We start from the raw sequence: 23531 nt of genomic DNA, 5'->3' as shown, positions 1-23531 counted from the left end.
ACACTGCGTTCCCATGCGCGTGACTGGTCGGATCGCCGCAATGCGCTACATGTCGGACATCCACAGCGCGGCGGGGCCGCATGTTCTAAGGGAGATACGACATGGCGAAGGTACTGGTTCTCTATTACTCGGCATATGGTCACATCGAAACTATGGCTTATGCGGTTGCCGAAGGCGCAAAGTCGGCCGGCGCCGACGTGACCGTCAAGCGCGTTCCGGAACTGGTTCCGGAAGAGGTCGCAAAGGCTTCCTACTATAAGATGGACCAGGCAGCCCCGATCGCCGACCCGAACGAACTCGACCAGTATGACGCCATCATCGTCGGCGCCGGCACCCGCTACGGCACGGTCGCCTCGCAGATGCGCAATTTCTGGGACCAGACCGGCGGCCTCTGGGCGCAGGGCAAGCTGACCGGCAAGCTCGGCTCGATGTTCACCTCGACCGCGACCCAGCACGGCGGTCAGGAAACCACCATGATGGGCTTCATCCCCACCTTCCTGCATCACGGCATGGTCTATGCCGGCCTGCCCTATGCCTTCCAGGGCCAGATGGGTGTCGAGCAGGTCAAGGGCGGCTCGCCCTACGGCGCATCGACGATCACCGACGGCGACGGCTCGCGCCAGCCTTCGGAGATCGAACTCGAAGCTGCCAAGTTCCAGGGCGCCCATGTGGCAAAGCTGGCTGCCAAGCTCGCCTGATCAAGTCGACGGGATGTAACGAAAAAGCGGGGCTTCGGCTCCGCTTTTTTGTGCGTTCCTCCCCCGAGGACCAGATTCGTCAAATTTGACTTGTCTCTGCAAGGCTCTTTTTGGCCTTCTCATGCATGATCCTGGCATACGGTAGAACCGGATGCTTGCCATGACCCAGACAGAACGCCGTCGCCAACCTCGCCTTCGGGCCCTCAAGGCCGGTCGCGCCATCCTCCCCGGCGGCCACTCGACCTTCGACTGCACGGTTCGAAACCTGTCGCCCATCGGTGCCAGGGTCACCTTCGAATCAACCGCCGACATTCCCCCTCAGTTCCGCCTTCGCCTGGAGGACGGCACGATCCATGACTGCGCCGTCAAGTGGCGAAGCCCCCGCGAGATCGGGGTGGAATTCCTGGATGCGCTTGCCAGCTGAGTGATCGATGACACGGGGCAGGGCGCTCGAAGCGCCCACCACCCTTGACGCGTCCGCCGAACTGATCGAAACAAGGCCCGCATGCGGACGTGGCGAAACTGGTAGACGCAAGAGACTTAAAATCTCTCGGCCTTAGGTCATGCGGGTTCGATCCCCGCCGTCCGCACCAATCTGGCGATCGGTCCCCGACCTCTCAACCCTTCTCCTTCAGCGTGAACGGCAGTTCGAAGGGCGTCGAGCGCTCGGCGATCACGTCGTTGATCGTGTAGCGCAACACGTAGCCGCCGGGCTTGGCGCCGGCGACATCCAGCGTCAGATGGGTGTAGACCTCGACCGCATCCGAATGGCTGGTGAAGGTGAAGTTGCCGAATTCCTTCTGCAGGGCAAGCGTCTTGCCCTCGTCGTCGGTGAGTTCCAGATCGACCGTGAAATGCGATTGCCGCTGATTGCCGTCGGCCGCCTGCCACTTGAGGCCGGTCACCTCGACATAGGTGATGAGTTTCTCGCCGGTCAGGAAGACCGGCTCGGCCTTCGGCTCGTAGGAGCGATAGGCCTTGGGCACCTCGGTGACGAAAAGTGCGCGCGGAACCGTCAGCGGCAGGCTCTGGGAAAAGGCGGCAAGCCCCGAGCGGATCGCCTCGAAGGCACCGCGCGCGTCATTGGCAGCCGCCAGCCGCTCGGCCTCGACAGCCGTGTCCAAGAGCGGCCCGGCCGCAGCCGGTGCCGTGGTCAGCAATGTTCCGACAAGGGCCAGAGCAAGGCGGCGGGCAGGGGCAGCAGATGTCTGGGACACGGGGTTCTCCTGCGATTCGATGCATCAAGTGTGGGGAAAACCGGCACAGGCCGTCAAGCGCCGGCAGCGGCGCCTGCCCTTCACGAAGCGCTGAAGCTTACGAACGCCAGAACATCGGCACCAGGAGCACGAGCACGGTCAGCACTTCCAGACGGCCAAGCAACATGGCAAGCGACAGGATGTAGAGCTCGGGATCGTGCATCATGGCGAAATTGCCGACCGGGCCGATCAGCGGTCCGATGCCCGGGCCGACATTCGACAGCGCCGTGATGACGGATGAGGTGGCGGTGGCGAAGTCGTAGCCGGCAAGCGCCATGGCCATCGAGCCGATGGCCCAGATGAAGATATAGGCACTGACGAAGAGGAAAACGGCGCGCTGGGTATCCGCATCGACGATCTGGTTACCGTAGCGCACGGAATAGACCGCATTGGGATAGATGAGCTTCTTCAGACCGGTGACGATGATGTTGAACAGAATCACGAAGCGATAGGCCTTGATGCCCCCGGCGGTCGAACCGGAGCAGCCGCCCATGAAGGTGGCGAAGAAGGCGGCCGCAACGCCAAACGGTCCCCAGAGCGTATAGTCTTCGCTCGCGTAGCCCGTCGTCGACAGGATCGAAGCGAAGTTGAAGAAGGAATGGGTGAGCGCCTCCGGCAGGGCAACGCCGTTGCGCAGGTGGTTGTAGAGCCCCCCGGCGATCGCGAAGGCGCCGAGATAGGCAAGAAACACGAAGATCTGCGGGTCACGGAGCGCATCGAGACGGCCTCGCACCATCAGCACGATCAGGATCGAGAAGGGCAGGCTGCAGAGCGTCATGAAGAAGGTCGAGACCCAGAGCAGCGCATGGCTGTCAAAGGCGGCAAACGAATTGTCGTAATTGCCGAAACCGGCGGTCGCCACCGTTGTGAAGGCATGCACGATGGCATCGAAATGGCCCATGGCTGTCACGTCATAAGCGATGATGCAGGCCAGCGTTATCCCGACATAGACCGCCATGAAGGCACGCGTGAAGGTGGCGATGCGCGCGAACGGCTTGTCGCCGATGTCGGAGGATTCCATCTTGAAGAAGGAGACGCCGCCCACGCGCAGGAAGGGCAGGACGAAGAGCCCGAGCGCCACGATCCCGATGCCGCCGAGCCAGGCCAGCAGGGCACGCCACATCAGGATGCCGGGCGAGACCTGATGCAGGTTGGAGATGACGGTGGATCCGGTGGTGGTGATGCCCGAAATTGCCTCGAACAGGGATTGGGCGAAGGTCAGGTCGAGATCGGAGAAGTAGAGCGGGATAGCGCCGACCAGCGAAAACACCGCCCAGAGCACGTTGACGAGCAGGAAGCCCATGCGCTTGGTGAAGGCTGGCGGCGGCCCGCGTGTGGCCATTGCTGCCGTCAGAGACAGGCCCCCGACCATGGCGGCAGAGACCGTGAAGACCGACCAGGCAGCATCGCCATAATAGAGGCTGACCATCGCCGGAATGAGCATGGCTGTGGAAAGATAAAGGCCGCAGAGGGCTGCGATGTAGACGACGGCGCGGAGCAGATTGGTATTCAAGGAATTTCTTCCGTCTTTTGCAGCTGAAAGAGGCTTTGTCTCCGCCCGGTCTCTATGCCATAGCGGGGCTCGGTTCAAAATTCAACGGAGGGTGACGTGACCCCCAGTCAAGTCGATGACGCGCTGGAAGCGATGCGCGGCCTGTTTCCCGAAACGCCGCTGCAGCTGAATGAACATCTGAGCGCCCGTTACGGTGCCAATGTCTACCTGAAGCGCGAGGATCTGACGCCGGTTCGCTCCTACAAGATCCGCGGCGCCTTCAACTTCTTTCGCAAGATCGTCGCCGACAGCCCCTCCGGCACCACCTTTGTCTGCGCCTCGGCCGGCAACCACGCCCAGGGTTTTGCCTATGTCTGCCGCCACTTCGGTGTGCAGGGCGTTGTCTTCATGCCGGTGACGACGCCGCAGCAGAAGATCGACAAGACCCGCATCTTCGGCGGCGAATACATCACCATCCGCCTGATCGGCGATATCTTCGATCAGTGCTATCAGGCCGCCCGCGAGCATGTCGAGGCGATCGGCGGCTATATGGTGCCGCCCTTCGATCACCCCGATATCATCGAAGGCCAGGCGACGGTTGCGGCCGAAGTGCTGCAGCAGCTGCCGGACGGCGTGACGCCGGATCTCGTGGTGATGCCGGTGGGCGGCGGCGGGCTTTCCTCAGGCATGACCGGATACATGGCGGGACGGGTCTCGCCCGAAGCGATGATCTTCTGCGAACCCCAGGGCGCCCCGAGCCTGAAGAAGAGCCTCGAGGCCGGCAAGGTCGTGACCCTGCCGAAGGTCGACAACTTTGTCGACGGTGCCGCCGTTGCACGGATCGGCGACCACAATTTCGAGGCTCTGAAGCACTTCCGCTCCGACCAGGTGCTGATCGTGCCGGAGAACGCGATCTGCGTGACCATGACCGACATGCTGAATGTCGAGGGTGTTGTGCTGGAACCGGCGGGCGCGCTGGCGCTGGCCGCCCTCGACCTTTTGCCGCGTGTCGCCTTGAGCGGTCGCACGATCGTTGCCGTCGTCTCCGGCGGCAATTTCGATTTCGAACGTCTGCCGGACGTCAAGGAACGCGCGATGCGCCATGCGGGACTGAAGAAATACTTCATCCTGCGCCTGCCGCAGCGTCCCGGCGCCCTGCGCGATTTCCTCAATCTGCTGGGCCCGGAAGACGATATCGCCCGCTTCGAATATCTGAAGAAATCGGCCCGCAATTTCGGCTCCATCCTGATCGGTATCGAGACCGGCAAACGCGAGAATTTTGCCGAACTCTTCGACCGCTTCGATCAGGCGGGGCTTGGTTTCGAGGACATCACGGAGAATGAGATCCTCGCCAATCTGATCATCTGATTCCTTGCCGGGACAGCCAATCGAGGATGGCCGTCGCGATCGGCTCGGTGGTACCGGGTGAGTAGGTGTCGCCAGCGATGACGTGATTGTTGGCGTCGCCCGTCGGGCCGGGATCGATGAGCACATGCGGACCGCCCCAACGAGCGGCGATGGCAGCCGTTCGGTCGGGCCGCACGACCTTGTCCTTGGCCGACTGGATGAAGAGCGCGGGAACCCTGATGTCCTCGACCGGCGTATGGGTGGCAAGCCGCACGGACTGGGCCATCGGGATCAGGGCTTCGACCGGGTAGTTGGTTGTCCAGTTATGCGCGTTGAGCGGGCTGATCGGTTCGAATCCACGACGCGCCCCCAGCAGAAGTCTCGCAATCTGCGGACCGAAAGGACCGGTCAGCAGGAAACTGCCGGAGGCCTGCACGCCGTAATTGGGCGACAGGAAGACGGAAGCTCCGACGCTTTCCGCAAGGGCAGGGCGGGCCAGCGCCCAGGTGACGAGAGAGGCTCCGGTCGAGGTCGAGATGACGACGACCTCTTCGCCGAGCAGTCGGCCGATGGCCAGCGCTTCTGCGATATCCCCGGCCCAGTCATCCAGGGTCACGAGGCCGAGGGCTTCGGGATCCATGAGCCCGTGGCCGGCAAGGCGGGTGAAGAAGAGATTGGCGCCGAGGCGCTTTGCCACGAGATCGGGCAGGGGGCGGACTTCCGCAGGCGAGGCGGAGAAGCCATGCACATAGACCACGGCAACCTTCGTTTTTTGACGGCGGGCGGGATCTGCCCAGACGATCTGCTTGCCAAGCCCCTCGCGGATCGCACCGACCTTGCCTTCATTTGCCGCGATCAAAGTCTCGACCGTCTCGATCGATGTGCTGGCACCGATGCCGGCTTCCCGTTCGAGCGCAAGCTCTGGCGGCCAGAGATATACGGCAGCAAGCAATGCCGCGATGACGATCACCGAAATCAAGACAACCATGACGCCCCGCATCCCTGTCCCTCCCAGCAGAACCCGCACGGATCCTCTCCGGTCTTTCCGCGACCTTATCACGGCATGGTGACGCGGAAAGCGGTTGCCCGTGCTCTTCCTCGTTGGTGATGCCTGTGCTAGGGAACGGACATGTCGATCCTGTCCAGCATTCTTTCGATTTTCACCGGTGGCTCGTCTTCACAAGGCGCCGCCAAGCCCATGGCCGAGCCGCAGACCTACAAGGACTGCGTGATCCACGCCGAGCCGATCCGCGAGGGCAGCCAGTTCCGGCTGGCCGGTCGCATCGAGCGGCAGGTCGATGGCCGGACGCTCGAGCGCAGGTTCATCCGCGCCGACGTCTTCACCTCGCTCGACGATGCACTCGACTGCACCTTCAGAAAGGCGCAGCAGATCATCGATCAGCATGGCCCGGCTTTGTTCGGTGACGGCGAAGAGACGCGCACCGTCTGAATGCCGTTTGCGGCTCCGGCGAGTTCCGGGATCTGTTCGTCACAGCGTTACGGCCGAAAAAAACGCCGGCAGCGGGGACTGCCGGCGTCGGTCGAAGTGCTTGAGCCTCTGGCGGTGGATCAGGCGGCGCGAGCCAGTTCCTCGACCTTGGCCTTGGCCGAGGCAACCGCCTTTTCGGCAGCTTCCGGACCATAGGCCACACCTTCGACATAGACCGTCTCGACGAGCTCGATGCCGAGGAAGCCGAGCACGGTCTTGAGATAGGGCTCGGCATGGTTCATCGGCGCGCCGGGGCCTGTGGAGTAGATGCCGCCGGCAGCGAGCACCAGATAAGCCTTCTTGCCCTTGGCGAGGCCGACCGGGCCGTTTTCGGTGTAGCTGAAGGTCAGACCGGCACGCGCAATGTGGTCGATCCAGCTCTTCAGCGACGAGTAGATGTTGAAGTTGATCAGGCCGGTACCGATGACGATCGTGTCGGCGGCCATGAGCTCGGCGACGAGTGCGTCGGACATGGCAACGGAAGCGGTTTCTTCAGCGGTGCGTGCGTCAGCCGGCTTGCGGATCGCGGTGGTGAAGGCGCCGTCGACATGGTCGAGCTGGCTTTCGACGAGGTCGCGATGCACGACCTTGCCGCCGGTCTGGCCGGCGAACTTCTCGGCAAGCTCGGTTGCGATGGCGTTGGAGAGAGATTCCGAGCCGCGCGGGCTGGAGGTCACGAGAAGGATGGAAGACATGTGCATTTCCTCAAATGATGGAGAGCCTTGGGAGCAGGCCAGCCATGCATCTATGCCCGAGCACGCGTCGAGAAAACCGTGATAATCTAGATCGATGTTATCGAATAACTGGATGGATGCCAGACCGCCATGGATGCCAATCCCACCCTCGACCAGCTCCAGGTCTTTCTCGCCGTCGCCGATGCTGGCAGCTTCTCTGCCGCCGCCCGGCAGCTCAATCGGGCCCAGTCGGTCGTCAGCTACACGATCGGAAATCTGGAAAGCCAGCTCGGCGTGGCGCTGTTCGAGCGCACCGGCATGCGGCAGCCCAAGCTGACGGAGGAAGGCAGGGCCATGCTGACCGATGCCCGTCGGATTGTCGGTGATCTCCAGGTGATGCGCGCCAAGGCCCGCAGCCTGCGCCAGGGGCTCGAGGCAGAACTGTCGATCGCCATCAGCGTGCTCGTGCCGATGGCGGCCCTGCTTGCCGTGCTGCGCGAGTTCCAGCGCCGCTTCCCTTCGGTCTCCCTGCGACTGGAAGTGGGCGAACTGGGCCGCCTCGTCGAGCTCGTGGTCAGCGGCCGGGCGACGATCGGCATTGGCGGCGCACCGACGCGCCAGGACGATACACTGATCGTCGAGCGGATCGGCCACAACTTCCTGCTGCCGACAGCCGCAGCCGATCATCCCTTGGCCCAGCGCAAGGGCACCATTTCCCTGCAGGATGTGCGTGAGGAGACGCAGATCGTCGTCAGCGATGCCTCGGACCTGACTTCCGGACGCGACTTCAACGTGCTGTCCTTCAAGACCTGGCGCGTCAGCGACATGGCGACCAAACATCAGTTGATCCGCGGCGGTCTCGGCTGGGGTGGACTGCCCGCCTCGGTCATCCGCGAAGATCTCGCCAAGGGCCGCATCGTGCATCTCGACCTGCCGGCTTACGAGCAGGGATCCTACAATCTCTATGCTATCCGCAGGGCCGACAATCCACCGGGGCCGGCCGGCACCTGGCTCGTCCGTGCCTTCGAAGAGCGACTGTCGAACTGCCCGATCGATCTGCCCTCGGAACCCCTTGCAGAAGCGGTTTAAGGAATCGACTCAAGATCCTGAATCGACTCCATTCTTGAGTGTCAGGCTGGGTTCAGCCCTTGCCCGGCCTTCAAAGGGTCAGCCGGAACTTGGCAAACCCGTCCACGCCATCGCCGGCATCTTCGATCTTGCCGCCCTTGAACCCTGCCAGATGCTGCCGAGCCCTGGGTCCCGTTTCAAAGATCACGGTCGTGTAGCCGATCGGCGCGAAGGACCAGTTGTCGTCGGCGGCAGGGTCGATCGTGCCCTGCTGGACGATGTAGCGGACGATGATGTCGCGGTTCGTGTCGGGCCCGACGAAGATCACCTTGTCGGAGGCGATCTCCGGGAACTTGCCGCCGCCACCCGCACGGTAATTGTTGGTTGCGACGACAAAGGGTTGGCCGGGATCGATCGGTTGTCCGTTGAACTGCAGATTGACGATGCGACTTGATTCAGGATGTATCACCACGCCGTCCTTGTCGTAGCGTGCGGGTTGTGTGAGATCGATCTGGTAGGTCACGCCGTCAATGACGTCGAAGTTGTAGGACGGGAAGCCCGGATTGATCAGGGCCGCATCCTTCGCGCCCTTCTCGATCTGGTTGAAGATTCCGGCCGACATTTCCAGCCAGTTCTTGACCTGCTCGCCTGTGATCTTCACCGCCTGGATCGTGTTCGGATAGAGGTAGAGATCCGCAACATTCTTGATGGCGATGTCTCCGGCAGGAACGTCCGTGAAGTAGTCGGCGCCGCCACGGCCACCGGCCTTGAAGGGGGCGGCGGCCGAGAGGACGGGAAGGTCCTTGTAGTCGCCGTCTTTCAGCATGTCCCTGATGTACCAGGCCTGGGCAATCGACACGATCTGGATCGACGGGTCGTCGGCCACCAGAGCGAAGTAGGAATACAGCGGAGCTGATGTCTTGCCGACGGGCGTGCGGACATAGTCGAGCGTTGCCTGATGTTCTGCGGCGACCGAGGCGACGACCTCCGGCTTGTCCTTTACATCGGCCACGACCTTGCGATTGTCGTCGCGGTGATAAATCGGTCGTGCCTCACAGGTGAAATCGACGATCTTCCAGCTCGAGCCGTCCTTTTCGAGCAACAGGTCGATGAGACCCATATGAGACCCCCAGAAGCCGGCCATGACAGCGGGCTTGCCGAGCAGCGTGCCCTTGACGGCGTCTGCTCCTGGAACGTTTTCAAAATCTTTCGGGCCCGGAAAGACGAGATGCTGGTGGCCGGTGAAGATCGCGTCGATCCCCTCGACGCCGGCGAGATAGAGCGAGGCATTTTCCATGCCTTCCGTCTCTCCGTGCCCGTCGATGCCGGAATGCGAGAGGGCAATCACGATATCGGCGCCATCCTCCTTCATCTGCGGCACCCAGGCGCGTGCCGCCTGCAGGATGTCGCGGGTGAGCGCCTTGCCTTCCAGGTTCTTCGCATCCCAGAGCATGATCTGCGGCGGAACAAAGCCGATGAAGCCGACCTTGATCGGGCTCGTCGCTCCCGAACCGTCGCGGATCTGCTTTTCGATGATGTGGTAGGGTTTGAAGTAAAGCGGATCCTGCTTCGGATCGGAGGCGAGCTGGCCCTTGGTCAGGTTGGCGCAGACGAAGGGGAATGTTGCCCCTGCCAGCGTGTTGAACATGAAGTCCAGGCCATAGTTGAACTCGTGATTGCCGAGCGTGCCGCAATCATAGCCGAGCACGTTCATCGCCTTGATGACCGGATGCACGTCGCCGGGCTTCATGCCCTTCTGATAGGCCATGTAGTCGCCCATCGGATTGCCCTGCAGGAAGTCGCCATTGTCGATCAGCATCGAATTGCCGGCCTCGGCACGGATGGAATCGATGATCGAGGCGGTGCGGGCAAGGCCCATCGTGTCGTTCGGCTTGTCGGCATAGTAGTCATACGGCATCACGTTGACGTGGATGTCGGTCGTCTCCATCAGGCGCAGATGCGCCTGATTGCCATTGGCACGCGCCGCGAAGGGATGAAGCGTGACGAGTGCAGCCGAAGCGGCGATACCGCTCAGGAAGGAGCGGCGGGAAATCGGGTTCAGATCGAGCAGAGATGGCATAGGGAGCCTCACGGTCAACAGCGGCTGAAAGCGGCAGAGGTTAAGTCGCTTTCAAGACAGTTGCACCCATAGAATGACAGGGGTGAGACACTCCCTTTGGCCATTCACACCACGGCTAGCTTGGGCGGATCCCGATGGAAATGACGGAAATAGGCGGTGATCTGGGCGACCGTGTTGCTGGTCTGCTCGAATTCCAACCCCATCTTTCCTGCCCGGTACCAGCGGACGGAGCCTTCGATATGCCCCAGTTCGGGGCACCGGATCACGACCGTCGCGCCGCGTTTGGCTTCAATCCAGCCCTCAAGCTGCAGAGCCATGCCTGTACGGGAAATGTCGAGGATGCGAATGTCGAGCGTCTGGCCCATGAACTGCAGGGTGGCACGAATCCGGCAGCGAATCCGTTGGCTTCGGCGCCCGTCGGTGTTGAGTTTGGCGGAATTGAGTTTGTCGGAATTGAGTTTGGCGGCAAGCATTCTGTTGCGCTCCATCAAAGGGATTGAAAGAAACGCGTGAAGCCTCGGCCAGGCGCCTTAACGGCATCTGGCCAAGATCATTAGAATGCAAGTATTATCTCTAGGAGATTTTAGGTATTTGATGCCCTGATGCGGCGATTTACCGTTAACTCAGGGGGTGAATTCTGGATTCAGCCCTTCAATACGGGCCGGACTTCCTGGTGGAAATTGCGGAAATAGGCGGCGATCTTGGCGATCGAGTTGCTGTTGGGCCGAAACATGACACCGATGCGGCCGCCATAATTCCAGCGGACAACGCCTTCCAGATGGCCGATGTCATCATTCTCGATGACCACCTGGCTGCCAGCGGCCGCCGGCAGTTTGCCGACCAACTCAAGCGCAAGTCCGGTGCGCGAGATATTGATAACCCGGCCGATCGCTTCCTGTTGAAAATAGCGGATCTTGCTGTCGATCCGCACGCGACTGCGAGGCGATTTGCGAACATCCATTCCGAGATTATTGCTCATGATGCCGTCCCGAATACATGCAATGGGGCATCCTTACGCCGCATCTGTGAGAACGGTCTAAATCATTTCAGTAGGATTTTCAGCATCCGCCCTTAAAGCCCCACATTGGGACGATCGATGACTTCGCGCAGGGCGAAGCTGGAATTGATCTTCACCACATGCGGCAGGGCGGACAGCCAGTCTCGGTGGATGCGCTCGTAGTCTTCGAGGTCCTTGGCGGCGACCCGCAGGATATAGTCATATTCGCCCGACATGAGATAGCAGACCAGCACGTTGGGACAGCGCTTCACGGCGGCCTCGAATTCCGTCAGCGTCTTGGCAAACTGGCCCGACAGGGAGATGTGCACGATCACCATCATCTTGTAGTCGATCGCCTTGTGCGAAAGACGGGCGTGATAGCCGCTGATCACACCCGACTTTTCCAGCATGTCGTGCCGCCGCGAGCAGGCCGAGGGCGACAGCCCGACCTTTTCGGCAAGCTCCGCATTGGTCATCCGGCCATTCTCCTGAAGCGCCTTGAGAATGGCACGATCGATGGCATCCAGTTCCGCCATTCGCAGAATTCTCCGTTTTGTGTTCCGTCGGCGCAAGAAGCTGCGAATTGTCTCGCCCCGAAGTCCCCACTTTGCAAGGACATTCTGCGTAGAGAATGTTTGAATTTCCTTATCTGAAACCAAGCGGCTTCGGCTGCGAATAAAAAAGAGAGGAACGCTTTGATGCGTGTCGGTTGCCCGAAGGAAATCAAGAACCATGAATACCGTGTCGGCCTGACCCCCGGTGCCGTCAGAGAATATGTGGCACATGGCCACGATGTCCTGATCGAAACGGGAGCAGGGGCCGGTATCGGTGCCGACGACCACGCCTACATCGCCGCTGGCGCGAAGATCGCAGCCTCGGCCAAGGACGTGTTCGAAAAGTCCGACATGATCGTCAAGGTCAAGGAACCGCAGCCCTCCGAATGGGTGCAACTGCGCGAAGGCCAGATCCTCTACACCTATCTCCACCTGGCGCCGGATCCGGAGCAGACCAAGGGCCTCATCGACTCCGGTGTTACTGCCGTTGCCTATGAGACGGTGACCGACGAGCGCGGCGGCCTGCCGCTGCTCGCCCCGATGTCGGAAGTGGCCGGACGTCTGGCCATACAGGCGGGCGCAACCGCCCTGCAGAAGGCCCATGGCGGCCGCGGCATCCTGCTTGGCGGCGTACCCGGCGTTCTCCCGGCCAAGGTTACCGTGATCGGTGGTGGCGTGGTCGGTCTGCATGCAGCCAAGATGGCCGTCGGCCTCGGCGCCGATGTCACGATCCTCGACCGCTCCTTGCCACGCCTGCGCCAGCTCGACGACATCTTCCACGGCCGCGTGCACACGGTCTACTCGACGATCGATGCGCTGGAACAGGAAGTCTTCTCTGCCGATCTCGTCATCGGTGCGGTCCTCATCCCCGGCGCGGCGGCACCGAAGCTCGTCACCCGCGAAATGCTATCGGGCATGAAGAAAGGCTCCGTCGTCGTCGATGTCGCCATCGACCAGGGCGGCTGCTTCGAAACCTCCCACGCGACCACGCATTCCGACCCGACCTATGTCGTTGACGGTGTCGTCCACTACTGCGTGGCGAACATGCCGGGTGCGGTTCCGATCACCTCCGCCCATGCGCTGAACAATGCCACGCTGGTGCATGGTCTGGCGCTTGCCGATCGCGGTTTGCGCGCCATTGCCGAGGACCGTCATCTGCGCAACGGCTTAAACGTCCACAAGGGACGCATCACCAACAAGCCGGTCGCCGATGCGCTGGGATATCCGGCCCATGCGCCGGAATCCGTGCTGAACGTTGCGTAAGGCTGCACTCTCCGGCCGCCTCACGCTGCGTCAGGTCCGCAAATGTATCGTGTAATGCGGCCGATCCGGGCCGGCCTTCCCATCGGCCGGCCCGTTTTCATGCGTGGCATCAGCGTCGCTTGACCCGGCACTGATAGCAATTGTTGCGCGCCGAGCGCCCATCAACATAGTCAACAGGGATAACCGCCGGGAGAGATGCGCCGTTCGGCAACAAGGCCGTAGGCGTCCGGCGCGCCGTCCCTGGAGGCGGTAGCATCATCCGAGGATATCGGGACAAAACGAATCGTAGATGTCATGAATTCCTCCGTGGTCAGCTCTCGTTCGGCTTCGCCTTCGGCTGCTCTTTCCGCCACCCGATTCCTGGCCGTGCCATCCAAAAATAATGGTTCTCAGCCAGCCACACTTCGCGTTAGATATCGGCATATTCGAACCATCGGGTGAGGGGTTCCATGAGATTTTTGAAGTCCGTCTGGGTCGCGGGGATCCTGACCTGTGCTGCCATGCTGTCCATGCCGTCTCACAAGCTCGAGGCTCAGGAACTGACGGACGAGCAGATCGAGGAAGGCCAGCGTTTCGTCGTCAACAACGCGATCTTCATCCTTTTCCACGAGGCCGGCCACATGCTGGTCTCGGAGTTCAATCTGCCGGTGCTCGGCCGTGAAGAGGATGCTGTGGATGCGCTCTCATCCGTGCTGCTGCTAGGGGCTGAGGACGAAGAGCTGAACACCACGATACAGGACGCGGCAGACGGCTGGTTCCTCCTCGACGAGGCGAACGAGGATGGCCCCCAGGACGATGACTTCATGGGTACGCATGGCCTCGACCGTCAGCGCGCCTTTGCGATCGTCTGCATGATGACCGGCGCCGATGCCGAGTTCTTCAAGGTCTTTGCCGATTCGCTCGAATTCCCTGAGGAGCGCCGCGAGGAATGCGTCTTCGAATACCAGAAGGCGCGTGAAAGCTGGATGAGCCTGCTCGCTGCAAACATGAAGGAAGGGGCCAAGACCAAGTTCAAGGTGAGCTATCAACCCGCCGGCAACGAGGACCTGCAGGGCTTTGCCGATCTGCTGAAAAGCGCTGGCGCGTTGGAAACGATCGCCACCGCCTTCGGCGAGGGCTACAATCTGAAGGGCGGCATCAAGATCACCGGAAAGACCTGCGGTGTCGAAAACGCCTTCTGGGATCCCGAGGCCCGCGAGATTACCTATTGCTACGAGATGGCCGCCTTCCACGCGGAACTCATCGCGAATTGGTTTGCCAATCAAGGCTCGGAAGAAGCGGCGGGTGACGACGGCGCGTCGGACGAAACCGAAGCAACCACCGTCAAGCTGAAGAAGAAGAAGGAATGAGGGCGAACGCCCTCAGCCGTCGCGTTTGATGAGCGCAAGCAGCTCCTGGTCGGTCATCGGATCGACCAGGGCATTGTAGGTTCCGACGGGCGAAAAGCCGAACTGCTGGTAAAGCTGCAGCGCGCGCGGATGGTCGAGCGAATTGGTGGTAACGGTCACCGTCTTGGGATTGCTTGCCCAGGCCGCATAGAGACACTGCAGGAGGAACCACTTGCCGATCCCCAAGCCCAGCGCATGCTCGAACAATCCGAAATAGGAGAGCTCGACGAGATCGTTGCTTTCCTGGGACAACTCGTAGAAGCCGGCCGGCGCGCCGTTCACATAGAGGACCGAGATCGAGACCTTCTCGGCATGGATGATGGCCTTCAGCTGGTCATCCGGCAAACGCAGCCGCTCGTACCAGTGCCAGCGCGCGCCCACCTGCCGATGCAGGAAGCGGTAGAAGGAAAGCGGGATCTCGTGCGTGCGCATGATCGCCGTCTGGATATTGACCGGCACCGGCAGGCTGGATTTTGGCGGCGCCGTCATTTCGAGCCGCGTGACATGGGCCGTCAGCGGCCCGGATGTCTTCGAGCCCAGCGGATCGGCCTTGCCGGTGACGACGGGCGTGTCCGTCTTCGAGCCCCATTCCGACCACGAGCCGTCATAGAGCGAATTGTCGGTATGCCCGAGACTTTCGAGCGCAAGGGTCACGACAGCAGCCGTCACGCCGGAGCCGCAGCTTGTGACGACGGGATTGTTGAGGTCGATGCCGGCATCGGTGAAGATCGACCTGAGCGTGGCGAGATCCTTGAGGCGACCGTTTTCCGACAGTGATGAGGCAGGCACGCTGCGCGCACCCGGCATATGGCCAGAGCGCATGCCGGCGCGCGGTTCCGGTTCCTCGCCGGTGAAACGGCCTGCGGGGCGGGCATCGGCGATCTGCCGGTCGCCATTGTCGGTGATGGCCGACATCTGGTCGAAGGAGGTGAGTTTCGCCCGGTCGAACTGCGCCTCGAAGGTGACGGGTGCCGGTTCCGGCAGGTCGGTCTCGAGCTTGCGGCCCTCCGCCTTCCAGCCGTCGATCCCGCCGTCGAGCACATAGACGCGCCGCGCACCCATGACGCGGAACATCCACCAGACGCGTGGCGCGGAGAAGAAGCCGGGGCCGTCATAGACGACGATCGTATCCTCGGCGGAAATGCCGAGCTGGCCGACCGCCTGGGCAAAGAAGGAGGGTGAGGGGAGAGAGTGGGGCAGGCCGGTCGAGGTGTCGGCGATCACGTCCTGATCGAAGAAGACCGCACCCGGGATATGGCCGGAGGCATATTCGACGGCGCCATTGCGTCCCTGTGCGGGAAGATACCAGGAGGCATCGACAACTCTAAATCCGGGCGCCCCGAGGTTCTTTTCGACCCAGTCCGCCGAGACGACGAAACGGCTTCTTTCACCCGACATGCACTTCTCCCGCATCTTTCTCAGGCAGAAGCGTCCGGGGCTCCAAAGCGAATGCGGAACCGGCGGTTCTCCTTGCCCTTCTTTTCGATCTTGGCGATATGAATCGCACCGACCTCCTGGGTCTCCGAAACATGTGTGCCCCCGCAGGGCTGGCTGTCAACGGCGGAGTTCTCGCCAATACAGACAAGGCTAACGCGGCCAAGGCCAACCGGCGGCCGCACATTCTTCGACTTGACGATGCCGGGGTTCGCCGCAAGCTCCTCGTCGGTGATCCACTGGAGATAGACGGGGTGGTTTTCGGTGACGAGCTTCATCAGGTCAGCGGTGACCTGATCCTTGTCGATGGTTTCGCCCATATCGAAATCGACCCGGCTTTCCTCCTCGCCGACGGCAGCCCCGGTGATCGGATAGGGGCAGACGACGGAGAGCAGGTGGCAGGCCGTGTGCATGCGCATGAGCTTGTAGCGGCGCGGCCAGTCGACATGCAGCACGAGTTTTTCTCCGACAACGGGCAGGGGCTCGCCCTCTGCCGGTCGATGCAGGATGATATCTTTCGTCGCGCCGTGGCGGGTCTCCGTGAGTTGGATGTGGCTGCCATCCTCCCGCTCCAGGAAGCCGGTATCGCCCGGCTGGCCGCCGGAGGCGGCATAGAAGCAGGTCCGGTCGAGCTCGACCGCGCCATCCTCATGCACTGAAGTCACCACCGCCTCCGCCGTCGAGAGATAAAAATCGTCGCGGTAGAGGGCGATGGTGGTCATGGCATTGCTTTCGATGGATATCAGACGGTCTCGAAGGGCAGGTCGAAATCGGCGCGCTTCTCCAGCCAGGCAGGGACCGGCAGGTTCTTCGAGCGCAGGAAATCCGGATTGAACAGCTTCGACTGGTAGCGGTTGCCGTAGTCGCAGAGGATCGTTACGATCGTATGGCCGGGGCCGAGATCCCGGGCCAGACGCATGGCGCCGGCGATATTGATACCCGAAGAGCCGCCAAGGCAGAGGCCCTCGTTTTCGACGAGGTCGAAGACGATGTCGAGCGCTTCGGAATCGGGGATCTGATAGGCGTAGTCGGGCGTGAAGCCTTCGAGGTTCGCGGTGATGCGGCCCTGGCCGATGCCCTCGGTGATCGAGGAGCCCGAGGATTTGAGCTCGCCGTTCTTGTAGTATTCGAAGAGGGCCGCGCCTTCCGGATCAGCAATGCCGATCTTGACGCCAGGCTTCATGTTGCGAAGGCCGATGCCGGTGCCGGCCAGCGTGCCGCCCGAGCCCACCGCGCAGATGAAGCCGTCGACAGCGCCGCCGGTTTGCTCGAAGATCTCCTTGGCGGTCGTTTCGATATGGGCGTCGCGATTGACGGTGTTGTCGAACTGGTTTGCCCAGATCGCGCCGTTTGGCTCTGTCTTGGCCAGCTGGGCGGCGAGACGGCCGGAGATCTTCACGTAGTTGTTCGGGTTCTTGTAAGGCACCGCCGGCACTTCGACGAGTTCGGCGCCGAGCAGTTTCAGCGCGTCCTTCTTCTCCTGGCTCTGGGTCTCCGGGATGACGATCACGGTGCGATAGCCAAGCGCCTTGGCAACCAGCGTCAGCCCAATGCCGGTATTGCCGGCCGTGCCCTCGACGATCACGCCGCCGGGGCGAAGCAGCCCGCGCCGCTCGGCATCACGGATGATGAAGAGGGCGGCGCGATCCTTCACCGACTGGCCGGGATTGAGGAATTCGGCCTTGCCGAGAATGGTGCAGCCGGTCGCTTGGGACGCGCCTTTCAGCCGGATGAGGGGCGTGTTGCCGATCGCCTCGAGCACGGAAGGGTGGAATGCCATGATGTCTGCCTTTTTTGTCTGACGCGGACACTAGAACCAAAAGCGCGGGGAAGAAAACCGGAAAACCACACGAATTTGTCCTTCTGGACAAGATTATGCGGGCAAAACGGCTGGCGCGGGATTGAACCCGTCTTTTCCGCCTCGGTGCGGCCAAAGGCAAGGAATGGGTTTTCGCGGTGGGCCAAGGGGAGGGAAAATGCGTTCGGGGGAGGGCTATATCCGGAACGCTTCCGGAAGATCGCAGGCCACGCCGAGTGGCATGAAGTGTCTGAGATTTGCGGTGATCACGGTCAGGCCATAGGCCTTGGCGGTCGCGGCCACGAGGATGTCCCCGAGCCCTGGATGCAGGCCGCTGGCCGTTGCTGTGTCGTCCAGTGCGCCGGCGATCCGGGCGACGACAGGGTCGACGGGCAGGATGCGGTCGCCGAAGGTTTCGGTGATGGAGTCGAGCCAGACACTCAAGCTCTTGGCCCGCTCGAGGCCGCCGCGACGATGCAGGCGGCGCAAGCCCTTTTCGATTTCAGCCAGCGTGATTGTGGACAGATAGATTGCGTCTCCCTGCTCCCGAAACCAGACTTTTACGGCTTCGGATGGCGCCTGCTTCCGGTCCGGCGAGAAGAGGGAAATGATGTTGGTGTCGATCAGGAAGCCGTTACTCAAGCTCGGCATCCCGCATGGGGGATGGGTTGCGATCGAGATCGGCAGGCCCGGGATAGGACATCAGGAACTCGCCGAAGTTTGGTCTGGGCTTCGCCATCGCCCGTTTCGCCGCCTCTCCGGCCTCGACGCTGACCAGCATGGCAGCCGGCTTGCCGTGGCGGGTGATCGTGACGAATTCTCCGTTGGCGGCATCATCCACCAGACTGGCGAATCCGGCCTTGGCATCGGCAATACTCATGCTCGACATGCGGACCTCCTGAAATGACTATATATGGTCAATTTAATGCGTGGCAGAGGATCGGGCAAGCAAGAGTTTGAGGGCAAGATTGTCTGCCGATCGTTACAATTTGAAGCATTCTCTTCACCGGATCTTCACGGCTGACCGGGAAGTCTGCTGTTGATGCGGCTCAAGGTTGTGCGGGGAGGGGGACATTGAGGTTTGTCGTGGCTTTGGCCCTGTGTCTGCCGATCGCCGGCTGCGATCTCTTCGGTTTCCACCATTGGGAGTGGCGCCAGAAACTGACGGTGTCCGTGATGACGCCGGAGGGATTGAAGACCGCAAGTTCGGTCACCGAAGGGAGCTGGAGCATGGCTCCGACATGGTTCAAGATCGGCGACAGCGGCGGGGGGCCTGGCCTTGGCAGTCTTCGAGGAGAAGCCGTCGTTCTGGAACTTGAGCCGCAAAGATACCTGTTCGCCCTGCAGGACTATTCGGCGCTGACGGCGTTCTACGCTTTTGCGGGACCCGATTTCAGGGCGGGCATGCGTCAGGATTATATTGCCATGCTGGCTCGCATCGGGGCGATCCGTGACAGCCGGACGCTTGCACCAAAGCACTATCCGCTGCTGGTCACCTTTGACGACATCAACAACCCAGCCAGTGTCCGCCGCGTCGATCCCGGCAACCTTGCCTCAACATTCGGCCATGGCTATCGACTCAATGCCGTCACCCTATCGATCACCCATGAGCCGGTAACCGAGGGGCGGGTGGATAACGTGCTGGGGTGGCTCTGTGATTACAAGTCTAAGCGGCTGAGGCTTTCTGGGCAAACGGGACCAATCGGCGACCGAATTCTTGCAAACAATGTTGGAAGTGGCGATTTCAAGAATGATGAATGCGAATGACCGCTTCATCTGAGTTTATCTTGGCGGTGCTTGCACACAATCGGCGTCTTGGTGACAACAAAACAAACTTGCCGCTGCCCTCACTCCGCCCTCAACCCCTGAAAAGCCACCATCGCCGCATCCCTGGCTTTGCCATGATCGACGATCGGCAGCGGATACGTCTTACCCAGGCTCACAGCCGCATCCCTCAGCACCGAAAGCGGCGCCTCCCAGGGCCGGTGGATGAACTTGTTTGGCATGTCCTTCAGTTCCGGCACGAAGCGGCGGATATACGCGCCTTCGGGGTCGAATTTCTCGCCCTGGCTGGTTGGATTGAAGATGCGGAAGAAGGGGGCGGCGTCGGCGCCGGAGCCGGCGACCCATTGCCAGCTGGCAGCATTCGACGCCGGGTCGGCATCCACAAGCGTGTCGCGGAACCAGCGTTCGCCTTCGCGCCAGTCGATGAGCAGGTCCTTGATCAGGAAGGACGCGACGATCATGCGCACGCGGTTGTGCATCCAGCCGGTCTGCCAGAGCTGGCGCATGCCGGCATCGACGATGGGATAGCCGGTCTGGCCGCGCTGCCATTTGTGAAGCAGATCCGGCGCCTCTTGCCATGGGAAGGCGTCGAACTTGGCGTTCCAGTTCTTCGTCGCGAGATCCGGAAAGTGGAAGAGCAGGTGATAGGAGAAGTCGCGCCAGACGAGTTCCTTGCGGAAATGGATGACGTCTTCCGTGGGGATGGTTTCCGGCAGCCCGCGCGTGGCATGCCAGACGGTAAACGGCGAGATTTCGCCGAGTGCCAGATGTGGCGAAAGCCGGGAGACATGCTCGCTGGCCGGCAGGTCGCGGCCGCTGCGATAGTTGGTGAGACCGTGTCTGATGAAGGCGGCAAGGCGCTTCTCCGCGCCCTTCTCGCCCGGTTGCCAATGCCCGTCGAAGGCGGCGGCCCAGTTGGGTTTGGTCGGCAGAAGCGCCCAGCTGTCGAGCGCTTCGCTGTCTGCAAAGCGATCGGGCGCGGGGATGGCCTTCGGCGTGGGAATAGGCTCCGGCGGCTCGCCGGCGCCGTCGAGCGCCTTCCAGAACGGTGTATAGACGCGGAAATGGCCGCCCGCGCCGGTTTTCAGCTTGGTCGGCTCGTGCAGGATCTGGCCGGCAAAGGTGCGCACGTCGATGCCCTCGGCAATCAGCCGGGCCTTCAGCGCCTTGTCGATGGCAATGCCCGGCGGATCATAGCGCCGGTTCCAGAACACGGCGGTCGCGCCGGTCGTGGCGATGACCTCGCCCATCACCTCTGCTGCCGACCCGCTGCGCAGGATGAGCTGCGAGCCGAAAGCCTTGAGATCCTCGGCCAGCGCCTCAAGCGAATGATGCAGCCACCAGGCCTGAGCCGCGCCGAGCGCTCCGGTGCCGGCAGCCTCGGGCTCGCGTATATAAAGAGGAAGAATGCGATAGCCCTCGTCGACGGCGGTCGAAAGGGCTGCGTTGTCGGCGAGCCTCAGGTCCTTGCGGAACCAGAGGATGAGCGTCTTGTCAGTATGTGGCATGCAATATCTTCTTCGTTGGCCTTTCCTGCCATACGAAGGCGGAGGGGGAGGGGATCACGCGGTGATCGCGAATCTGCGTGTCGAAAGGCGCGGGCGATGGTCGTCGGTCTGCGCGCGTCAGGCGGCCGAGCGACCCGGGGCGACACGACGCGCCTGCTCGGCGCGGATCATGGCCATGATCTGCTGGGCGTTTTCGCGCACATACAGGCGGTGCAGCTTTTCGGCGACCGGGGCGGTCGTCAGCAGGCAGGTATACCCTTCCCGCTCGTACCAGCGGAAATCTACCACATTGTCCATGTTGACGTAGAAGGGAAAGCCGTCCCCGTCGTGAAGCTCAAGCCACATCGGCCGTCCTCCTTCAATGCCTGTTGGTTGAGGCAAGGAGATAGCAGGGAAAGGTGAAGAGGGGGTTTCGAGGGCCCTGTCTGAAACATCATCGCCAGATCTGGCGGGACGCGAACAAGACTGAAAAGCAAAAGGCCCGCGGCTGTGTTCAGCGCGGGCCTTGAAATAAGATGGCTCCCCGGGCCGGATTCGAACCGGCGACCTGTCGATTAACAGTCGAATGCTCTACCGCTGAGCTACCAGGGAACAGCCGCTTGGCGCGGTGTGAGCGGGGTAATACTGATGCTCGCTCCGTTTGCCAAGCGGTTTTTCAAAAAAAATGTCATCCTCTTGTTTTTATTTGTGGGCTCACCATCTGCACAGCCCGGGGGATGGGGCGTAGAACCGCGACAATCCAAGGAGTTTTCAGCATGCCAGAACGCCGTTACCGCCTCGATCAAAAGCGGGGGCGTCTCGTCCTGGGCAGCGTCGAGATCCCGGTGCCGCGCTCCCGGACGGGAAGAATCGCCACCGGAACCGCCCTGATCGGGGGTGGCTTTCTCGGTTTCCTGCCCATTCTCGGCTTCTGGATGCTGCCGCTCGGCTTGCTTGTCCTCTCGCACGACCTCCCGGCCGTTCGCCGCCGTCGCCGGAAGATGGCCGTGTGGTGGAGCCGTCGCAAGGCAAGCCCGCGCTCCAGCCGCAAACCATGAGGTCCGTGATGCGGCACCTCTACCTGATCTGGGACATGTCATAGTGAAATGACCTGAGGCGCCCCCTCCGATACTCTGGGCAGACTCAATCGGGATACCGAACGCGGCAACCGCCGTCTGGTTCCCGGAAAGGTCTACCGACATGATCGTATCCATCCAGGCGGAGAGTTCCTTGATTCTGACGCCGAGAGATTTCCACATCATCGATCAGGCCATGCGGGCTGCCGAGCCGGCTGAAGCCGTGTTTTCCGATGACGGCCATCGCGAAGCGGTGGGCAAGGCCGTGATCCGGCTCTACACCTCGGGCATGACCGATCCCGGACGCCTGGCGGAAGCTGCAAGTACCATGGCCGCAACGCGCCTGCTGGACCGCCGTCGCTGGCGAGGAGGGGCGTAGGGAAAATCGATCGGGGAAGGGTGCTTTTGCGCATCCACATGAGCGCAGCGAGATTTGATGAATTTCCCCTTGCGCTCACTCTCGATCCGTTCTAAATGCCGCCCACCACACGCACTTTTCTTTCCGGATGGCCTCGTGGCGGAGTGGTGACGCAGAGGACTGCAAATCCTTGTACCCCGGTTCAATTCCGGGCGAGGCCTCCATCCGAATTTCCCCGCATCGAGACAAGCCTTGACTGTCGGACCGGCAGCATAGCGCCTTTGTCTGCGCCGCTGCGTCACGACGCTGCCGCGAGATTCTGGTGCGCGAGAGGCGGAGCCGCTTGAAAGCGTCTCGGCCTGCAATTAAAGACACGGGGATGAATAAGCCGCTATGGCCGGTCGACACGGGGCGCGAATGAAATGATGGATTATGCTGCAGCACGCACCAAGATGGTGGACAATCAGATCAGGACGACGGACGTCACGTCCCATTCCGTGCTGACCGCGTTTCTCTCGGTGCCACGCGAGGCATTCGTTTCCGCCGAGATGAAACCGCTTGCCTATATCGACGAGGACATGCAGGTGGCTCCGGCCGCGAACGGCAATCCGGCGCGCTACATCATGGAGCCGTCGCCGCTCGCCAAGCTTCTGCAGCTGGCTGCCATCACCAAGGACGATGTCGTGCTGGAGATCGGCTGTGGTGCGGGTTACGCCGCAGCCCTCCTGTCGCTGCTCGCCGGATCGGTGGTTGCGACCGAAAGCGACGAGACATTGCTCGCCAAGGGGTCCGAAAAGCTCTCCGAACTCGGATATGACAATGTCGCCGTCGTCTCCGCCAGGCTGGAAGAGGGCTATCCGGCCGAGGGCCCCTATGACGTGATCTTCGTCAACGGGTCCATCGAGCAGATACCGGACGCCCTGCTGTCGCAGCTGCGCGAAGGCGGCCGTATGGTGGCGGTTGTCGGTTATGGCAATGCCGCGCGCGCCCGCCTCTACGTCAAGAACGGTGGCATCACCTCCTATACCGAATACTTCAACGCTGCCGTGAAGCCCCTGCCTGGCTTCCGCAAGGTTGCCGAATTCGTCTTCTGAACGAAAGCCGGGAGCGCATTTTCAAAAGCCCGCCGCGTGCGGGCTTTTTCGTGCCGGCGCAACAAAGCTGTGCATCACGGCAATTCCTGATCGGGACGTGATTTTTTTCGCAAGGCGCGTATCCTAGGGTGAGCGCGAATCGGCCCGGCGGAATGTCTGCGAGCCGACGGTTTCTGAGGACAACGGGGATTAG

Annotated in this window: 27 protein-coding genes and 3 tRNA genes; 13 read left to right on the top strand and 17 right to left on the bottom strand. The window is 61.7% G+C overall.

The window, feature by feature from the left end; all coding sequences use genetic code 11:
* Positions 1-101: 101 nt before the first annotated feature.
* From wrbA to H6M51_RS13825, 3 genes are all read left to right on the top strand, one after another.
* Entirely contained in the window at positions 102-698 is a 597-nt protein-coding gene (gene wrbA, locus H6M51_RS13835) for an NAD(P)H:quinone oxidoreductase type IV (protein ID WP_185810403.1), read from the top strand.
* 160 nt (positions 699-858) lie between these two features.
* The gene (locus tag H6M51_RS13830; protein ID WP_185810402.1) at positions 859-1122 is read left to right on the top strand and encodes a PilZ domain-containing protein; all 264 of its coding nucleotides are present in this window, start codon (positions 859-861) and stop codon (positions 1120-1122) included.
* An 83-nt stretch (positions 1123-1205) separates the two neighbouring features.
* Positions 1206-1291 (top strand) — tRNA-Leu (locus H6M51_RS13825).
* Positions 1292-1315: 24 nt separating this feature from the next.
* Here H6M51_RS13825 and H6M51_RS13820 read toward each other — a convergent pair.
* Together H6M51_RS13820 and H6M51_RS13815 are read right to left on the bottom strand one after the other, a co-directional pair.
* A complete protein-coding gene (locus tag H6M51_RS13820; protein ID WP_185810401.1) occupies positions 1316-1915 on the bottom strand; it encodes a hypothetical protein in 600 nt (199 codons plus the stop codon).
* A gap of 97 nt (positions 1916-2012) precedes the next feature.
* Positions 2013-3467, bottom strand: a complete 1455-nt coding sequence (locus H6M51_RS13815; RefSeq protein ID WP_185810400.1) for a TrkH family potassium uptake protein — start codon at positions 3465-3467, stop codon at positions 2013-2015.
* Between the two features lie 132 nt (positions 3468-3599).
* Here H6M51_RS13815 and ilvA point away from each other — a divergent pair, with 132 nt between their 5' ends.
* Complete coding sequence (gene ilvA, locus H6M51_RS13810; RefSeq protein ID WP_210314829.1) at positions 3600-4814, top strand: threonine ammonia-lyase; 1215 nt, start codon at positions 3600-3602, stop codon at positions 4812-4814.
* On the opposite strand, the gene H6M51_RS13805 is transcribed toward ilvA, so the two are convergent.
* Positions 4807-5781, bottom strand: coding sequence for a carboxylesterase (locus H6M51_RS13805; RefSeq protein ID WP_246780515.1), 975 nt, complete (start codon positions 5779-5781; stop codon positions 4807-4809). The genes ilvA and H6M51_RS13805 overlap by 8 nt on opposite strands.
* Positions 5782-5922: 141 nt before the next feature.
* Here H6M51_RS13805 and H6M51_RS13800 point away from each other — a divergent pair, with 141 nt between their 5' ends.
* On the top strand, positions 5923-6243 hold the full coding sequence (locus H6M51_RS13800; RefSeq protein ID WP_185810397.1) for an HlyU family transcriptional regulator: 321 nt from the start codon (positions 5923-5925) through the stop codon (positions 6241-6243).
* A gap of 119 nt (positions 6244-6362) precedes the next feature.
* On the opposite strand, the gene H6M51_RS13795 is transcribed toward H6M51_RS13800, so the two are convergent.
* Complete coding sequence (locus H6M51_RS13795) at positions 6363-6977, bottom strand: FMN-dependent NADH-azoreductase (protein WP_185810396.1); 615 nt, start codon at positions 6975-6977, stop codon at positions 6363-6365.
* A gap of 129 nt (positions 6978-7106) precedes the next feature.
* On the opposite strand from H6M51_RS13795, the gene H6M51_RS13790 reads away from it, so the two are divergent.
* Positions 7107-8045 carry a LysR family transcriptional regulator gene (locus tag H6M51_RS13790; RefSeq protein ID WP_185810395.1) on the top strand — a complete coding sequence of 313 codons (939 nt, stop codon included), beginning with the start codon at positions 7107-7109 and terminating at the stop codon, positions 8043-8045.
* A gap of 70 nt (positions 8046-8115) precedes the next feature.
* Here H6M51_RS13790 and H6M51_RS13785 read toward each other — a convergent pair whose 3' ends face one another.
* From H6M51_RS13785 to H6M51_RS13770, 4 genes are all read right to left on the bottom strand, one after another.
* Positions 8116-10104: a bifunctional 2',3'-cyclic-nucleotide 2'-phosphodiesterase/3'-nucleotidase gene (locus H6M51_RS13785; protein WP_185810394.1), complete on the bottom strand. Its 1989-nt coding sequence runs from the start codon at positions 10102-10104 to the stop codon at positions 8116-8118.
* A gap of 104 nt (positions 10105-10208) precedes the next feature.
* Entirely contained in the window at positions 10209-10577 is a 369-nt protein-coding gene (locus H6M51_RS13780) for a PilZ domain-containing protein (RefSeq protein WP_185810393.1), read from the bottom strand.
* Between the two features lie 170 nt (positions 10578-10747).
* Positions 10748-11083, bottom strand: coding sequence for a PilZ domain-containing protein (locus H6M51_RS13775; protein WP_185810392.1), 336 nt, complete (start codon positions 11081-11083; stop codon positions 10748-10750).
* A 92-nt stretch (positions 11084-11175) separates the two neighbouring features.
* A complete protein-coding gene (locus tag H6M51_RS13770) occupies positions 11176-11637 on the bottom strand; it encodes an Lrp/AsnC family transcriptional regulator (protein WP_185810391.1) in 462 nt (153 codons plus the stop codon).
* Between the two features lie 162 nt (positions 11638-11799).
* Between H6M51_RS13770 and ald the strand changes: the two genes are divergently transcribed.
* Positions 11800-12918: an alanine dehydrogenase gene (gene ald / locus H6M51_RS13765; RefSeq protein WP_185810390.1), complete on the top strand. Its 1119-nt coding sequence runs from the start codon at positions 11800-11802 to the stop codon at positions 12916-12918.
* A 170-nt stretch (positions 12919-13088) separates the two neighbouring features.
* Here the strand turns inward: ald and H6M51_RS24860 are convergent, their stop codons facing one another.
* Complete coding sequence (locus H6M51_RS24860; RefSeq protein WP_281418963.1) at positions 13089-13214, bottom strand: hypothetical protein; 126 nt, start codon at positions 13212-13214, stop codon at positions 13089-13091.
* A gap of 153 nt (positions 13215-13367) precedes the next feature.
* Between H6M51_RS24860 and H6M51_RS13760 the strand changes: the two genes are divergently transcribed.
* Positions 13368-14267: a DUF4344 domain-containing metallopeptidase gene (locus H6M51_RS13760; RefSeq protein ID WP_185810389.1), complete on the top strand. Its 900-nt coding sequence runs from the start codon at positions 13368-13370 to the stop codon at positions 14265-14267.
* A gap of 12 nt (positions 14268-14279) precedes the next feature.
* Here H6M51_RS13760 and sseA read toward each other — a convergent pair whose 3' ends face one another.
* The 5 genes from sseA to H6M51_RS13735 all read right to left on the bottom strand — a co-directional run bounded on the left by sseA (position 14280) and on the right by H6M51_RS13735 (position 18427).
* On the bottom strand, positions 14280-15704 hold the full coding sequence (gene sseA / locus H6M51_RS13755) for a 3-mercaptopyruvate sulfurtransferase (RefSeq protein WP_185810388.1): 1425 nt from the start codon (positions 15702-15704) through the stop codon (positions 14280-14282).
* 20 nt (positions 15705-15724) lie between these two features.
* Positions 15725-16462 (bottom strand): alanyl-tRNA editing protein, encoded by a 738-nt coding sequence (locus H6M51_RS13750; protein WP_185810387.1) that lies wholly within the window; start codon positions 16460-16462, stop codon positions 15725-15727.
* A 20-nt stretch (positions 16463-16482) separates the two neighbouring features.
* Positions 16483-17520, bottom strand: a complete 1038-nt coding sequence (locus tag H6M51_RS13745; protein ID WP_185810386.1) for a cysteine synthase A — start codon at positions 17518-17520, stop codon at positions 16483-16485.
* Positions 17521-17733: 213 nt separating this feature from the next.
* Positions 17734-18180: a type II toxin-antitoxin system VapC family toxin gene (locus tag H6M51_RS13740; protein WP_246780514.1), complete on the bottom strand. Its 447-nt coding sequence runs from the start codon at positions 18178-18180 to the stop codon at positions 17734-17736.
* Positions 18173-18427 (bottom strand): type II toxin-antitoxin system Phd/YefM family antitoxin, encoded by a 255-nt coding sequence (locus tag H6M51_RS13735; RefSeq protein WP_185810384.1) that lies wholly within the window; start codon positions 18425-18427, stop codon positions 18173-18175. The genes H6M51_RS13740 and H6M51_RS13735 overlap by 8 nt, the downstream gene beginning before the upstream one ends.
* A gap of 287 nt (positions 18428-18714) precedes the next feature.
* On the opposite strand from H6M51_RS13735, the gene H6M51_RS13730 reads away from it, so the two are divergent.
* Positions 18715-19305 (top strand): hypothetical protein, encoded by a 591-nt coding sequence (locus H6M51_RS13730; RefSeq protein ID WP_185810383.1) that lies wholly within the window; start codon positions 18715-18717, stop codon positions 19303-19305.
* 80 nt (positions 19306-19385) lie between these two features.
* Here the strand turns inward: H6M51_RS13730 and H6M51_RS13725 are convergent, their stop codons facing one another.
* The 3 genes from H6M51_RS13725 to H6M51_RS13715 form a co-directional block, all read right to left on the bottom strand.
* Positions 19386-20831 (bottom strand): deoxyribodipyrimidine photo-lyase, encoded by a 1446-nt coding sequence (locus H6M51_RS13725; RefSeq protein ID WP_185810382.1) that lies wholly within the window; start codon positions 20829-20831, stop codon positions 19386-19388.
* Between the two features lie 117 nt (positions 20832-20948).
* The gene (locus H6M51_RS13720) at positions 20949-21176 is read right to left on the bottom strand and encodes a hypothetical protein (protein ID WP_185810381.1); all 228 of its coding nucleotides are present in this window, start codon (positions 21174-21176) and stop codon (positions 20949-20951) included.
* A gap of 171 nt (positions 21177-21347) precedes the next feature.
* Positions 21348-21422, bottom strand: a tRNA-Asn gene (locus tag H6M51_RS13715).
* 164 nt (positions 21423-21586) lie between these two features.
* Between H6M51_RS13715 and H6M51_RS13710 the strand changes: the two genes are divergently transcribed.
* The 4 genes from H6M51_RS13710 to H6M51_RS13695 all read left to right on the top strand — a co-directional run bounded on the left by H6M51_RS13710 (position 21587) and on the right by H6M51_RS13695 (position 23338).
* A complete protein-coding gene (locus H6M51_RS13710) occupies positions 21587-21868 on the top strand; it encodes a hypothetical protein (RefSeq protein WP_185810380.1) in 282 nt (93 codons plus the stop codon).
* Positions 21869-22010: 142 nt separating this feature from the next.
* Positions 22011-22265 (top strand): hypothetical protein, encoded by a 255-nt coding sequence (locus tag H6M51_RS13705; RefSeq protein WP_185810379.1) that lies wholly within the window; start codon positions 22011-22013, stop codon positions 22263-22265.
* 129 nt (positions 22266-22394) lie between these two features.
* A tRNA-Cys gene (locus H6M51_RS13700) sits at positions 22395-22468 on the top strand.
* 201 nt (positions 22469-22669) lie between these two features.
* A complete protein-coding gene (locus H6M51_RS13695) occupies positions 22670-23338 on the top strand; it encodes a protein-L-isoaspartate O-methyltransferase (RefSeq protein ID WP_185810461.1) in 669 nt (222 codons plus the stop codon).
* Positions 23339-23531 lie beyond the last annotated feature (193 nt).

This window comes from Rhizobium sp. AQ_MP (genome assembly GCF_014237835.1).
GTDB lineage: Bacteria > Pseudomonadota > Alphaproteobacteria > Rhizobiales > Rhizobiaceae > Allorhizobium.
This window is presented reverse-complemented; position numbering and strand designations above follow the sequence as displayed.

Excerpts from the sequence above, each read along its gene's own strand:
- wrbA (WP_185810403.1), top strand. The coding sequence starts at position 102 with ATGGCGAAGGTACTGGTTCTCTATTACTCGGCATATGGTCACATCGAA.
- H6M51_RS13830 (WP_185810402.1), top strand. The coding sequence starts at position 859 with ATGACCCAGACAGAACGCCGTCGCCAACCTCGCCTTCGGGCCCTCAAG.
- ilvA (WP_210314829.1), top strand. The coding sequence starts at position 3,600 with ATGCGCGGCCTGTTTCCCGAAACGCCGCTGCAGCTGAATGAACATCTG.
- H6M51_RS13805 (WP_246780515.1), bottom strand. The coding sequence starts at position 5,781 with ATGGTTGTCTTGATTTCGGTGATCGTCATCGCGGCATTGCTTGCTGCC.
- H6M51_RS13800 (WP_185810397.1), top strand. The coding sequence starts at position 5,923 with ATGTCGATCCTGTCCAGCATTCTTTCGATTTTCACCGGTGGCTCGTCT.
- H6M51_RS13795 (WP_185810396.1), bottom strand. The coding sequence starts at position 6,977 with ATGTCTTCCATCCTTCTCGTGACCTCCAGCCCGCGCGGCTCGGAATCT.
- H6M51_RS13790 (WP_185810395.1), top strand. The coding sequence starts at position 7,107 with ATGGATGCCAATCCCACCCTCGACCAGCTCCAGGTCTTTCTCGCCGTC.
- H6M51_RS13785 (WP_185810394.1), bottom strand. The coding sequence starts at position 10,104 with ATGCCATCTCTGCTCGATCTGAACCCGATTTCCCGCCGCTCCTTCCTG.
- H6M51_RS13780 (WP_185810393.1), bottom strand. The coding sequence starts at position 10,577 with ATGCTTGCCGCCAAACTCAATTCCGACAAACTCAATTCCGCCAAACTC.
- H6M51_RS13775 (WP_185810392.1), bottom strand. The coding sequence starts at position 11,083 with ATGAGCAATAATCTCGGAATGGATGTTCGCAAATCGCCTCGCAGTCGC.
- H6M51_RS13770 (WP_185810391.1), bottom strand. The coding sequence starts at position 11,637 with ATGGCGGAACTGGATGCCATCGATCGTGCCATTCTCAAGGCGCTTCAG.
- ald (WP_185810390.1), top strand. The coding sequence starts at position 11,800 with ATGCGTGTCGGTTGCCCGAAGGAAATCAAGAACCATGAATACCGTGTC.
- H6M51_RS24860 (WP_281418963.1), bottom strand. The coding sequence starts at position 13,214 with ATGACATCTACGATTCGTTTTGTCCCGATATCCTCGGATGATGCTACC.
- H6M51_RS13760 (WP_185810389.1), top strand. The coding sequence starts at position 13,368 with ATGAGATTTTTGAAGTCCGTCTGGGTCGCGGGGATCCTGACCTGTGCT.
- sseA (WP_185810388.1), bottom strand. The coding sequence starts at position 15,704 with ATGTCGGGTGAAAGAAGCCGTTTCGTCGTCTCGGCGGACTGGGTCGAA.
- H6M51_RS13750 (WP_185810387.1), bottom strand. The coding sequence starts at position 16,462 with ATGACCACCATCGCCCTCTACCGCGACGATTTTTATCTCTCGACGGCG.
- H6M51_RS13745 (WP_185810386.1), bottom strand. The coding sequence starts at position 17,520 with ATGGCATTCCACCCTTCCGTGCTCGAGGCGATCGGCAACACGCCCCTC.
- H6M51_RS13735 (WP_185810384.1), bottom strand. The coding sequence starts at position 18,427 with ATGTCGAGCATGAGTATTGCCGATGCCAAGGCCGGATTCGCCAGTCTG.
- H6M51_RS13730 (WP_185810383.1), top strand. The coding sequence starts at position 18,715 with ATGACGCCGGAGGGATTGAAGACCGCAAGTTCGGTCACCGAAGGGAGC.
- H6M51_RS13725 (WP_185810382.1), bottom strand. The coding sequence starts at position 20,831 with ATGCCACATACTGACAAGACGCTCATCCTCTGGTTCCGCAAGGACCTG.
- H6M51_RS13720 (WP_185810381.1), bottom strand. The coding sequence starts at position 21,176 with ATGTGGCTTGAGCTTCACGACGGGGACGGCTTTCCCTTCTACGTCAAC.
- H6M51_RS13710 (WP_185810380.1), top strand. The coding sequence starts at position 21,587 with ATGCCAGAACGCCGTTACCGCCTCGATCAAAAGCGGGGGCGTCTCGTC.
- H6M51_RS13705 (WP_185810379.1), top strand. The coding sequence starts at position 22,011 with ATGATCGTATCCATCCAGGCGGAGAGTTCCTTGATTCTGACGCCGAGA.
- H6M51_RS13695 (WP_185810461.1), top strand. The coding sequence starts at position 22,670 with ATGGATTATGCTGCAGCACGCACCAAGATGGTGGACAATCAGATCAGG.